The organism is Fangia hongkongensis FSC776 = DSM 21703, assembly GCF_000379445.1.
GTDB lineage: Bacteria > Pseudomonadota > Gammaproteobacteria > Francisellales > Francisellaceae > Fangia > Fangia hongkongensis.
In genome coordinates this window covers 59,700-72,891 of record NZ_KB902274.1, presented here as the reverse complement: position 1 = coordinate 72,891, position 13,192 = coordinate 59,700, and the positions used below count along the sequence as shown (strand labels likewise).

Below are 13,192 nucleotides of genomic sequence, written 5' to 3'. Positions count from 1 at the left end.
TTTTACTGTAATGGGACTAGTTTAATTTTACCCATTCTGTCGACATTTTGCACCATAACTTTAAGCGACTTGCCTTCTGCAAGTGTATTTGGATTGATACCAAGTGACTCAAGCTCAGAAAATGGCAACAAACCATCTTTTCCAGGAAGGATGTTCACAAAAGCACCAAAATCTAAGACTTTAACCACTTTGCCTGTATAGGTTTGTCCCACCTCTGCAGAAGCAGTTAATGCCTCCACTTCAGCAATGGCAGCCTCTAATGACGCTTTGCTCTTGGCAAAAATCTTTACATCACCATTATCAGAGGTATCGATTGAAGCGCCTGTTTTTTCGGTAATCCCTTTTACTGTCGCGCCACCTTTACCAATGACATCACGTATTTTCGATGGATCAATACTAATAACTTCAACCTGAGGAGCATGTGCTGAGGTCTCTGTTTTATACTCAGAAATCACTTCATTCATAATACCTAAAATATGCAAACGACCTTCTTTTGCTTGATCTAAAGCAGCTTGCATAATTTCACGTGTAATGCCTTTAATTTTAATATCCATTTGTAATGCAGTCACACCATATTGCGTTCCTGCTACTTTAAAGTCCATATCGCCAAGATGATCTTCATCACCTAGGATATCTGATAACACAGCAAACTTATCGCCCTCTTTAATAAGCCCCATTGCAATACCTGCAACCGGAGCGGCAAGTGGCACACCTGCATCCATCATTGATAATGATGATCCGCAAACAGTTGCCATAGAACTTGAGCCATTTGACTCTGTAATTTCAGATACCACACGTACAACGTATGGATAAACAGCTTCATTTGGAAACACTGCCTGTGTTGCACGTTTGGCCAAATTAGCATGACCGATCTCACGACGCTTTGGCGTGCCCATCATCCCTGTTTCACCTACTGAATAAGGTGGAAAGTTATAATGTAACATATAGCGATTTTTCAAATCACCATTTAAATTTTCAATTAGCTGAGCATCTCTATCATTACCTAATGTAGTGACCACAAGTGCTTGGGTTTCTCCACGGGTAAAAAGTGCTGAGCCGTGCGCTTTAGGAATAACGCCAGTTCTCACACTAATTGGGCGAACAGTACGCGTATCACGTCCATCAATTCTTGGACTACCAGCTAGAATATTTTTTCTAACTAAATCTTTCTCTATGCTATGAAATACATCTTTGATTTCATCAACGGAAACTTCTTCAGCTTCATTTTCATCGGCAACAATTGCCTCAATAACTTCTTGTCTGAGTGTATTTATGCAAGCATTACGTTTTTGTTTTTCAGTCTCTTCATATGCTGATTTAATCTTACTGAAAAATTTCGACTTAATTTGCTCTTTTAATGCCTTATTTTCTTTCTTAGGCTCATAATCCCAACGTGGTTTTGCTGCATACTCTGCTAAATGATTAATTGCATCAATAATCACCTGCATCTCTTTATGGCCATACAAAACGGCGCCAAGCATTACCTCTTCTGGTAAACTTTCAGCTTCTGATTCAACCATCAACACAGCATCAGATGTTCCTGCAACAACAAGATCTAACTCCGATTTTTTCTGTGCATCCAAAGATGGATTCAATACATATTGGCCATCAATAAAACCAACACGAACCCCTGCAATAGGGCCTTCAAAAGGTACACCAGATAAAACCAACGAGGCCGAAGCACCGATCAGCGCTGGAATATCTGGTGGAACCTCTGGATCAAATGATAATACTGTGGCAACGACTTGCACTTCATTATAAAAGCCTTCCGGAAAAAGCGGGCGTAACGGACGGTCGATTAAACGTGCCGTTAACGTTTCAGCTTCACCAGGTCTACCTTCTCGACGTGGGAATCCACCAGGGATTTTTCCAGCTGCATAAGACTTTTCTTGATAGTTAACTGTCAATGGGAAAAAATCAGCACCATCTTTAACTTCTTTTTTTGCAACTGCTGTCACCAAAACAACCGTATCTCCTGCACTAACAAGTACAGACCCTGTCGCCTGACGAGCAATACCCCCAGTTTCAATCGAGTATTCAGTGTTACCTAGTTGGAAGACTTCTTTATAAATTTTCACAATGTGTATACCTTAATATTATCCTTATTTCCAATTATCTTTAATCAATTATCTACGTAATTCTAAACGCTTGATAAGTGAACGGTAACGATCAATGTCTTTACCTTTAAGATAATCTAACAACTTACGGCGTTGACTAACAAGGCGCAATAATCCACGTCTTGAGTGGAAATCTTGCTTGTGATTTTTAAAGTGGCCTTGTAAATCTGTAATACGTGCAGTTAAAAGCGCAACTTGCACTTCTGGTGAGCCCGTATCACCTTCTGCTTGCTGATACTCAGCAACGATTGCTTGTTTTTGTTCGGTGCTTAACATATGTTTTCTCCGTTGTTTATTAGTCTATTTACATTGCTAAAGCTCCCATTCAATAGCGGTTTTGATTCACTCAAAAACACTAAAGTGCTTAGCAACGCCGTATGATACCGTCTTTTTAGAAAAACAACAAGTCTAGCGCACTTTCTTTTATCGTGCTTCCAGTAAAGACGCTGCCTTTTACTAACGCATCGGAAGCATCGATTATATCTATTTTATTTTGGTAGCTCGGTGAATGAATTATGCGTGAGAAGCACTCACTTAATTCAGTGCAAGCAATAAGTGCTGTTTTGACATTTTCTTTTTTTAGTTTCTCAAGCAGATTTACAGCCTTAACATCAAGATAATTGGTCTCTTTGGCGCATTTAACAGAGTGAATTAACGCATTTACATCCTTTTGATAGATCATAGAGTTAATATAAGCCAAACCCTTTTGTTCTAGCGCTCTTTGATACAGACCTGAACTTATAGTTGAATCCGTGGCTAAAACAGCAATCTTTTGGGCTTTACCAGTAAGATCAGTAAGATTAGTGATGCTTAATTCGAGCATATTTAGAAGCTCAATATTAAGCTTGCTTTTTACTGCCTCAAAATACCTATGTGCACTACCACAAGGCATTGCAATAAAATCAACTCCTGCACTTTGAAGTTTAAGCGCTCCAGTTATGATGCTTCTCTCTAAAACCAAATGATCTACTTCTCGATCAAGGTAAAATGGTGTTGGCAATGAATATATTAATACATGAGGAAAATCTATATCATAGTGCGCATTAAAGTGCTCTTGCCAGCTTTTCATCAATCGATCAATAAAAGGCGCTGTTGAAAATGGCCCCATACCAGCAAGAATACCAATCATGTTATTGTTTGACTCCATACTCTGCTTGATAATGCTCTATACGCTGAATTTCATCCTTAGAAAAAGCGCCATGCGTTTTCATAAATTGAATCATCGCGCTCAAAGAGGCAACTGAAAACACTGGAAATTGATACGTATCTTCAATTGCTTGAATCGCTGAAACTCTCTGATTTGATGCTACTTCCTCTCGATCAAGTGCAACCACAACGCCAGAGAGCCCAGCTTCTGCTGCTTGAATCATACCAATTGCCTGTTTAATAGCTGTACCAGCTGTTATGAGATCATCAATAATTAAAACGCGCTTATTTTTAATATCACTGCCAACTAAAATACCGCCCTCGCCATGATCTTTTTGCTCTTTACGGTTATAACAAAAGCCGACATTTCTGCCGTGCACCTCATATAATATCGCCGAAACGAGAGCCACCAGAGGAATGCCTTTATACGCAGGACCAAATAAAACATCAAATTGAATGTTTTTTTCAATGATACACTGTGCATAGCACGTCGCTAACTGATAGAGTTTTTGTCCATCATTAAACAGCCCCGCATTAAAAAAATAAGGACTTATTCGTCCAGATTTCAGTGTGAACTCACCAAAGCGCAGTGCTTTGGCCTCCAAAGCAATATCAAAAAATCTTGTTTGTAACATGATTATACATTAACTCATTGTCGATCTATTTGGGTGCGTTAAGTATATCGCTTTTTCACTTAAGTACTCAACTTTACTTTGAAAAGCGTTTGAAAATTCACCTGATAACAGCACTTTTTCAGCATTGCCTGCAATTGCAAGCTCTCCTTGATCTAAAAGTAATAAATTATCTGCATACTTTGCTGCCAAATTAATATCGTGGATAATTGCAATAATCCCAATATTAAATCTTTGTTTAATTGACATTAACACCTCAAAAGATTGATATTGACGATATATATCAAGACCTGCTGCATGCTCATCCAATAAAAGCCAACGCTCATTTTCCTCATCCAAATCCCCTATTAACTGGAAAATCACGCGCGCAAGCTGAAGGCGCTGCTTTTGACCGCCTGAGAGTTTATGATACTCTTTTTTGAGTATTGGCTCCAAATGGAGCAACTCCACAATCAGGTCAAATGCCGCTTTTGTTTGCTGATTTGATAAACCAAGAGCATAGCGTCCCATCGCCAAAATATCCTCGGCTAAATAGGGGAAATTCAAATGTATGCTTTGTGATAGCATGGCAATATATTTTGCTCGCTCTTTTGTTTGCATTTGTAGAAGGTTCATTTGATTTAAATACATCTCTCCTGATACTTTTTTGTGTGGAAATTGCCCAGAGAGCAGCTTCAATAAGGTTGATTTTCCTGCGCCATTGACGCCTAATGTGCCATAGCAACGTTGGGCGTGAAACTGATACTCCAGAGACTTAACTCTTGAAAGATAACTGACATCTCTAAGTGCGATCATGTATATTACCGAATGGACTCTATTAAATAATCGATGATGATACGATCTTTGTCTTTTTTTTGTATCTTATCGTGATAACTAATAGGCATAAGATGTGGAGAGACTAAATACCCCTCTTGAGCTAAGAGTTGCAAAAGATCAAGGTATTGCAAGCTTGTTTTACCTGAAAATAGTAGATTGAAATTTGGATGTGTTATATTTTTAATGATATCTCTAAGCCCACTTAAATACAGAAAGTCTTTACTAAAGCCCCCACCACGATAAACACGTGACACCAGTTTGAAACAAAATTCTTTATCATCTTTATAGTTTGTTAGTATGTACTGATACGTTTTGATAAAATTTTGGTGTTTAATCATATGATCAACGGCGACAACTCGCAATGCCAGCTCCTGCAACCTCTCCAATGTTAAGTTACCGGAAAGATACTCACTATAAATGGCTAAGCCTTCTTGTGTATGCGTATTATTTGGCAAGCCCAAACGGTAAATAGATAATGGCTGCCTCTCTGCATTACTAGTAGTAACCGCATGCACTCCAACCTCATGATGTATCAAAGCTAAAAGCTCAGTTCGTGTTAACTGTGCTCTTTTATTAATCAGGACCATTTTTTTTGTATTATCAACCATTGCCTTAGCAATAATCTGGTCTGATAGCCTGATTTGAAATGGGATATCATAATGCTGAATACTCTCTTCAAATAAATGAATAATTTCCTCAGCAGAAACAACCTTTTTGTCTTGATGACAACTCGCTGGAGCATACAATAAAAACTTTGCATTATTAATATCTCTATTATTCGGCTCGCCATATATCCTTAAGGAATTATAAAAAAAACTTTCTGTACCGACACTTGTAATTAAGTCCACATCTAAGGCGATAGAATCAATAACTTCACGGTATAGTTGTCGTAATGTCGGAGAGCTTACGTTAGAAACTGGGAGCTTATATAGTTTTTCTCTAAAATCAAAGGGATCAATTTTTAATTGGCGATATTTGAAATCCGGATAGTAACTCATGGGATTTTTAAAAAATTTACGCTTTTCCGATTCATAATTAATGGGATTAACATAGTACAAGACATCGATTTTCCTTGAAAGCTGAAAAAGCTTTTTATCTAAAGCAATTACCTCCTTATCAACTCTATGTTTTCCAACTGACATAGCAGATGATTTTTTCTGACTCTTATCAACAAAAGATTTTATGGCTCTTTGCAATTCTTTAGCGACTTCTTCTATAACTAACGGGTAAGGAATGCCTTCATTTTCATCCATAAAAACTTTTTTAATTTCTACTGGGAACAGGCAAGTATGCTTAAAGAATTTATTAATAAAGAAAGCTTGGTAGCCCTTCCCTTCAAATACATTATTGACTTCAACTGTTGTATCAAGGTTAGGGAGTACAATTTTGCCTAAATCCGCTACAAAGCGTTCAACTTCTGATTGATATCGATGCTGACAGTAAAATGAGCCTAAGTTAAAAGTTGGTGTTTGCACCGTTGTGATTCTTTGATAATTATAACTATGAATATCAAAAATGTAACACTTCGAGTATAACGACTCTAATTTAGACACAAGGGCTTTCAATATTTTATAATATTTACTATGACGGCTATAGAGCTCATCTCTCATTTTATCTGTAATTGGTTTTTTCCAGACTGTTTTTCCCCATGCCGTATCGTAAACACACTGGTCAATTGACCTGTTAAGATCATAGCTAAATCGAGAATCCTTTGCTACAAGTGTAATGGGCAATCCAAATATAAACTCATCCGTATAGGGGTCTTCTTCAAATAAACGCTCTTTTTCATCTACTGTATAGCAGTCTTCCATTTCTTTACTAATCTGTTTCCCTGCATGAATAGCTGTTGCTAAATAAGGAACATATGCATTAATAGTAATAACAAATGAACCCGTGCTATTTTGAGCACTAAAGCATTCATTATTTTTTATTTTCTGAATAATTTCATCTTCATCAAGAGTTAACATCATCTATCACCTTGGTAAATAACTTTCTTCTTTCTATAGCTATTTTTCTACTGGTTACAATTGTCTCTAGAAAATCAATTACTTTTTTCTGCAACTTAACTCCATTTAACTTGTTTATCCGCGATATACCACCAGGGCTTTGTACATTTACCTCAATTAACTTTCCATTGATCACATCAATACCAACGAAATAAAGACCATCCTGTACTAACTTTGGTCCAATAAGTTTACATAATTCTTTTTCTTCCTTTGATAGAATATGTTTTTCAACACGACCACCTGCATGCACATTGGAACGCAAATCATTTTCAGCCGGAACACGCTTCATTGCACCAATAGGCTCTCCATTCAGCATTAAAATTCTCACATCCCCTTTCTCAGCGCCCTCAACATATTCCTGCAGAATAACATAGTTGCCCGTTTTATTTTTATCTCCAATATAAAAATCCAACAATGAGCGGAAGTTCGATGATGCTTTTTTTTCAACAACAATCACGCCTTCACCACCATAGCCATTTAATGGCTTCAAAATCATTTTATCTTGAGGTGAATCTTTAAGCACTCGCTCAAGATACTCTCTATTTTTTGATGCATGAGTGACGGGAATAAACCTATTTTCCTCATCATCAAATGAAGATGTATAGAGTTTATTGTTTGCTATTCTCAATCCATTAAGGTCATTCATAATAAACGTTCCCGAGTCAACAGAATCAAGAAAATTTAAAGCAAGCATGTCCAAAGGCGGGTTACTTCTCATGAAAATCACATCAAAACCAGACAAAGGTAACTGGCAACGCTTAAAAACTGCATTTTTATAAAAAGAAACCATGCTATTACTAAGCTTCGCTCCCTTAGTAAAAACATCAGCATATACTTGAGCTACACTATCTCTGATTGTTAAGTTATTTGGTGTTGTAATTGCAACCGTATGCTCTCTTTTAACACACTCATGAATGAGCCTAATAGTGGAGTCTGTTTGCGGGTCCACTCTATCCCATGGATACATTATAAAACATATTCTCATAATATTTATCTACCTTTTCCTTAAAATACTTAAGTGAAATTTTAAGCGATTTTATCTTAATCAGTAACAATCTATCCAAGTATATTATTTCCAGAGTTTAAATGTGTAAACTAAATCTTTTGCTTTCATCTTTTTATTTTCTGATATTCATTCAAACAGAACAAAAAAACAATCAATTCACTGACTCTAATACTTATATATTTGATTATTGGAATATTCAAATACTCGGATATATAATTATTTAAATATAGCAATAAACTTTTGAGCCGAACAATATTGACAAGATATGCATTCATCTATAAAACTAAATATAAAAGCACTCCCCTTTTAAGGATTTATATGTCTTTAATTAAAAATTTGGGCTCAATGTATCAAACAGAGCTCTATCTAAAAGCCTTTAAAGCACTGTCAAACCCCGACAGGTTTAATATCGTGCAATGGCTATTAGAACCTAAAAAAAACTTTTTCTCCGAAAAAGTCGATATTGAAAAAGAAGGCGTTACAATCAATATGATTATGCAAAAAGTGGGACTGTCTCAATCTGTTACCTCACAGCATATACAACAACTTGAAGATGCTGGCATTGTGACTTGTGAAAGAAAGGCACAGTTTCGTATGTGCAAAGTTAATAAGAGCTATACTAAACAGTTATTTGAGTCACTTGCTGATTTGTTTTAAAAAACAGCTAAAAGCCTACTCATAATATCAGCAAGATTGTCTCTTGGTGTTGCAAAGTTCATGCGATAAAACCCAGCGCCCTTTTTGCCAAAGCCTACCCCGGGTGTGATGCCTATTTTTGCCTGACCATGAATTTTTGCTTTCAGCTTTGTTTCACTTAAATTTAACCCTCTAAAATCAAGCCATGCAAGATAAGTTGCCTCGGGTCTTACAAAACCAATAGGCTTATTTGAAGCTTTTATCATTGCATCAATTAAATCAATATTTCCTTTTAGATAAGAGCGAAGCGCAATTAAGTAGTCCTTTGAACGATACGCGGCCATTGTTGCACGAATGCCAAATAAGTTATTGTGCATCCCCCACTTATTAGCAGTGCTTTCATAACGCTGTTTAATTTCTTTATTATACGTTACGCCATAGCTGGTAAAAAGCCCTGCAATATTAAAGGTTTTTGCAGCTGAGTTCAGTACAATCAGATTATTATAGTCATCAGAAAATGGCAAAGTAGAATTAAACACAGAAGGTGAATAGATTAAATCTGAATGAATCTCATCACTTATCATCATGATATTATATGTTTTACAAATATCGACCAATTTCTTAAGTTCTTCTTTTTCCCACACCTTTCCAATTGGATTATGCGGAGAGCATAAAATGAAAAGCTTAGCGCCTGAGCGGGCTAAAGACTCAAAATGATCAAAATCAATCGAATAGTGGCCATTTTCTTCACGAAGTGGATTATCTAACACAACGCGATTATTCTCTTTAACCAGTTGAAAAAATGGATAATAGACCGGTGATTGAACAATTACCCCATCCCCTTCTTTGCTAAAGGTGTTAATCAGTAATGCCAAGGCATTCACCACACCATTACTGGTTATAATATTATTGTGATCAATCGTTAAACTATGCTCCTGCTGATACCAATTTACAATACTTTGATAGAATGCAGTGCTTAAATACGTATAACCATAAATCGATTGATCTGCTGTTTTACGCATTTCATTGACAACTTCATTAGGACAAGGAAAATCACCATCTGCCACCCAAGCAGGTGTAAGGTCTTTTCCATGTAACATCTGATCACATAAATCCAGTTTTGTTGAGTCAGTTCCTTTGCGAGAAACATGGCGATCAAAAAGGGAAATAAGGCTATCTTCAAGGTTATCGGACATAAAAATACTCACTGAATCGCTATAACCGCAAAATATACCACAACCGCGTAAAAAGGCTATAGCCGTGTGGTGTAAATCATTCTTCGTATCAAAATGAATGATAAATTGCATTATTTCTCAGCTGATAGTGGATATTCTGCAAAATAATTCTATCATTCAGCAAAGAAAGTACCACCTAAGGAATGCTTATTATAGACCCATACTAAATTTGATTACATCTCTCTTCTCGGCTGGTTGAGCACTTGCTTAAAGGTGGGGTAAATAATAAATATAGCATTTAATTTTAATTACATTTAAAGATGGGTAATCTTATGTCCTCTAACAGTAAAAAAACTTGGTTGTGCGGCAGTATCAGCATGCTAGAATGTTATGATTTTGGTCTTGCATTAAGTCTTGCCCCCATTCTTAGCAAGGTTTTCTATACTAATACACCTACGCTCTCTTTGATAGTTTACTATATCATTATAATGATTGGTTATTTTTCCAGACCCATAGGCGCGATAGTTATAGGCTTTTTTGGAGATAAATATGGCAGAAAAAAAACTTATATTGCCAATACCTTTATAATGCTTATTGCAACAATCATGCTTGTTTTCACACCAAGCTCTCAATCTATTGGCGCATTGGCGGTCTTTATATTCTTATTACTTAGAATGATACAGGGGTTTTCCTTTGGCGGTGAAGTTGGAGGCGGGTTAACGCTATGTTATGAATATGGCATCCCTAAGTATTCCCTTAAATTCTGTGCTATATTTGAAGCTCTAACTAGCGCAGGGACTATATTGGTCACCAGTATAATTGCTATACTTGTATACAGTATCTCGCCACAATCTATGATTGACTATGGGTGGAGAATTGCTTTTGCTTTTGGTGCGGTGTTGACCTTTATTAGCTATCTTCTTAGATTTAAATTAACCGAAACATTTCATCCAAAATCTCAAAAGCACCCACCTATTTATGATTTATTTCTTAACTATAAGAAACGTCTAACGCTTGCCATATTGCTATCCTTAGTTACTGTATCTATTACAATAACAGGCGTCTTTTTACCAATTATTTTGCTTAAGATCACATCATTAACCTTTAAAGATGTTTCCTATCTTCATATTTATTCTTCCGTTGCATTATTAATATCCTCCCTGCTTGTTGCTACTTTTTTTCCACAAAGATTTTTTGCCAAATCGTGGCTAATAGCCGTTTTCATACAAATAATATTTTCTATTCTATTATTTACTGTTGGTTTGCACTTTAATCTAGAAGTATGGATGATTATTGCTGGAATAATCAATGGTCTTATTTCAACTCTAACGATTGGTTATATACCCAGCATATTCCCTAAAAATATAAGATATACGGCAACGTCGCTTTCGTTTTCTATCGCCATAATTATTATTATGTTACTCAATCTATTTATATTATACACTACCCACTATGTTCACATGATGCCTATTATCGTATTATGTGTAATATTGATTTCTGGAGTAACCTTTACTTACTCAGGTGTTATATCTAGAGATTTAAAAAATTCATAGTAAAGTATTTGATGCTAACTTTGGCTCTGCCGGATATTTGATGGCGTCTTATAATATGCTCTAGGGTAATGCATAGAAACCATGAAAATGATTTGGTGTTATTAACATGGAGGTATGATTTAAATATCAAAAATTCGCACGATTTTGTATAGAATCTGTTATCAAATTACGTTACAGTTCAAGCTATGTTAACTTTTTAGTCTCTATTTATGTCTTGTTATATTGGACTTGATATCGGCGGTACAAAAATAATGGTAAAATCCATCGATACTAACACCCATCAAAGCATTCTCTATAAAGAACCAACACCCATTGATTATCTTGAGGGAATAAATCTTTTACATCATTTAATCAAAAAAGCCGCCAATGGCCGAAAAATTCTCGGTATTGGGGCGGCTATCGGCGGTCCTATTGACCATAAAAACCACCTTGTTTCACCTTTACATCAACCTAACTGGAGGGATATTCCACTTAAAAAAATTATGGAAGATAAGTGGCAGTGTCCTTTTTATGTTGACGTTGACACCAATGTTGCCGCCTTTGCAGAGTATACACTTGGCGATTATCAACAAGGACGATTTTTATATATTACGCTTAGCACTGGAATGGGCGGCGGGTTTATTTTGGATGGAAAAATCTATCAAGGTTTGTCACACCCTGAAATTGCACATCAATGTATTACACATCCATATAACATCGTGATTTGTGAATGTGGTGCAAGCAACTGTCTTGAGGCACTTGTTTCAGGAAATGGTATTCGAAATATCTACAAAAAACCAGCTGAAGAACTTAATACGAGAGAATGGGATGAGGTCGCTTACCATCTAGCATTAGGGCTTAGAAATATCGCCTGCATTTTATCCCCTGAAGTTATTGTATTTGGTGGCGGTGTTTCTATTGGCGGAGGAAATAAACTTCTTGATCTAAGCGCCAACTATCTGCATAAAGAGTTAAAACTTGTTAGTTCTCCTAAGCTTATCCTATCAACATTGGGTTATGACACTGCGCTTGAAGGCGCTGTACTTTTTGCACAAGCCAAACACTTACATTAAGGAATCTCACATGGAGTTAGTTTTTATTGCCCTGTTGTTTGCTATTATCGCGGGCATTCTAAATGGCAGTTTTGCCCTGCCAATTAAATACCTAAAAATCAATGACAGCAAGCTTTGGCTTTATTTTTCTTTTTGGGCATTTGTCGTTATCCCGCTTATTAGCATTGTTATTATTAATCCCCATTTCACTCGCTATATAGCCACACTTCCAGATAGCGCTATTTTTATTCCCTTTGCCGCAGGCTTCCTGTGGGGGATTGGGATGGTTTTTCTTAGCATCGCTTTAAAGTATATTGGTATTGGCATTTCATTTGTGATTAATATTGGTATTGGCACAGCGGGAGGCACACTGATTCCTTTTATCTTATTCCCCGGTGCTCAAACCAATATTGTATTTAATATTCTGATTTACCTTGGCGTTACTCTACTGATCCTTGCAGTTATTTCTGCAGGAATTGCAGCACATCAACGTGAAAAATTCATCTATAAAGAAAGTAGTAACAGCTCAAAAAGCATGAGTATTTTTGCTATTATTATCACGATTCTTTGCGGAATAAGCTCTGCCATACAAGGCGCCTCATATGCCTTTGCTATCTCAGCAGCCAAAAATAGCATCCCCTTAGAATACTCCCACAGCTTTATCAGCTCAGCTATTCCTTGGCTATTTATATTTGCCGGTGGATTTATCCCTTATGCACTCTATTTTTTTATTGCGGAGTATTGCTATAAAAAACAAAACCCTGATAGCACAAAGCAAAATCAGCTTAGTCTCAAGGGACATTTATTGATTATTGCCATGGCTATCATGCTCTTTGAATCTGTTATTTTCTACAGTAAAGCATCTCAAACACTGGGAGCACTTGGTCCTATTGTTGCTTGGCCGCTTTTTATGGCATTTATTATCTTGATGTCTAACTTCTGGGGATTTAAACATGGTGAATGGAAAAATATCCCGAGAAACATCGGACTTAAAATGTGCATTGCCATATTTTTACTGCTAGTCGCCATTGTGATACTGGTCATTGCCAGCACTTATCATTAAATCGAGCAGGC

At 36.5% G+C, this 13,192-nt stretch carries 12 protein-coding genes; 4 read left to right on the top strand and 8 right to left on the bottom strand.

All coding sequences use genetic code 11. The features are described 5' to 3' along the window. Window positions 1-2: 2 nt before the first annotated feature. The 7 genes from pnp to gshB all read right to left on the bottom strand — a co-directional run bounded on the left by pnp (window position 3) and on the right by gshB (window position 7,702). A complete protein-coding gene (gene pnp / locus A37Q_RS0113345) occupies window positions 3-2,078 on the bottom strand; it encodes a polyribonucleotide nucleotidyltransferase (protein WP_018300789.1) in 2,076 nt (691 codons plus the stop codon). Between the two features lie 48 nt (window positions 2,079-2,126). Continuing rightward, entirely contained in the window at window positions 2,127-2,393 is a 267-nt protein-coding gene (rpsO, locus tag A37Q_RS0113340) for a 30S ribosomal protein S15 (protein WP_018300788.1), read from the bottom strand. A gap of 115 nt (window positions 2,394-2,508) precedes the next feature. Further along, entirely contained in the window at window positions 2,509-3,246 is a 738-nt protein-coding gene (locus A37Q_RS0113335) for an aspartate/glutamate racemase family protein (protein ID WP_026196716.1), read from the bottom strand. 1 nt (window position 3,247) lies between these two features. Beyond that, entirely contained in the window at window positions 3,248-3,898 is a 651-nt protein-coding gene (gene pyrE, locus A37Q_RS0113330; RefSeq protein WP_018300786.1) for an orotate phosphoribosyltransferase, read from the bottom strand. 9 nt (window positions 3,899-3,907) lie between these two features. After that, entirely contained in the window at window positions 3,908-4,690 is a 783-nt protein-coding gene (locus tag A37Q_RS15605; RefSeq protein ID WP_018300785.1) for an ATP-binding cassette domain-containing protein, read from the bottom strand. A 5-nt stretch (window positions 4,691-4,695) separates the two neighbouring features. Further along, a complete protein-coding gene (locus tag A37Q_RS0113320; protein WP_083907077.1) occupies window positions 4,696-6,681 on the bottom strand; it encodes a flavohemoglobin expression-modulating QEGLA motif protein in 1,986 nt (661 codons plus the stop codon). Further along, a complete protein-coding gene (gene gshB / locus A37Q_RS0113315) occupies window positions 6,665-7,702 on the bottom strand; it encodes a glutathione synthase (protein WP_026196715.1) in 1,038 nt (345 codons plus the stop codon). The genes A37Q_RS0113320 and gshB overlap by 17 nt, the downstream gene beginning before the upstream one ends. A 339-nt stretch (window positions 7,703-8,041) precedes the next feature. On the opposite strand from gshB, the gene A37Q_RS0113310 reads away from it, so the two are divergent. Further along, window positions 8,042-8,380 carry an ArsR/SmtB family transcription factor gene (locus tag A37Q_RS0113310; protein ID WP_018300782.1) on the top strand — a complete coding sequence of 113 codons (339 nt, stop codon included), beginning with the start codon at window positions 8,042-8,044 and terminating at the stop codon, window positions 8,378-8,380. On the opposite strand, the gene A37Q_RS0113305 is transcribed toward A37Q_RS0113310, so the two are convergent. Next, window positions 8,377-9,666, bottom strand: coding sequence for a MalY/PatB family protein (locus A37Q_RS0113305; protein ID WP_018300781.1), 1,290 nt, complete (start codon window positions 9,664-9,666; stop codon window positions 8,377-8,379). The two genes, A37Q_RS0113310 and A37Q_RS0113305, sit on opposite strands and share 4 nt — an antisense overlap. A 200-nt stretch (window positions 9,667-9,866) precedes the next feature. Here A37Q_RS0113305 and A37Q_RS0113300 point away from each other — a divergent pair, with 200 nt between their 5' ends. The 3 genes from A37Q_RS0113300 (at window position 9,867) to A37Q_RS0113290 (ending at window position 13,181) form a co-directional block, all read left to right on the top strand. Beyond that, entirely contained in the window at window positions 9,867-11,087 is a 1,221-nt protein-coding gene (locus tag A37Q_RS0113300) for an MFS transporter (RefSeq protein WP_018300780.1), read from the top strand. A gap of 209 nt (window positions 11,088-11,296) precedes the next feature. Then, window positions 11,297-12,139 (top strand): ROK family protein, encoded by an 843-nt coding sequence (locus tag A37Q_RS0113295; RefSeq protein WP_018300779.1) that lies wholly within the window; start codon window positions 11,297-11,299, stop codon window positions 12,137-12,139. A 10-nt stretch (window positions 12,140-12,149) separates the two neighbouring features. Beyond that, a complete protein-coding gene (locus tag A37Q_RS0113290) occupies window positions 12,150-13,181 on the top strand; it encodes an L-rhamnose/proton symporter RhaT (RefSeq protein ID WP_018300778.1) in 1,032 nt (343 codons plus the stop codon). Window positions 13,182-13,192: the final 11 nt, after the last annotated feature.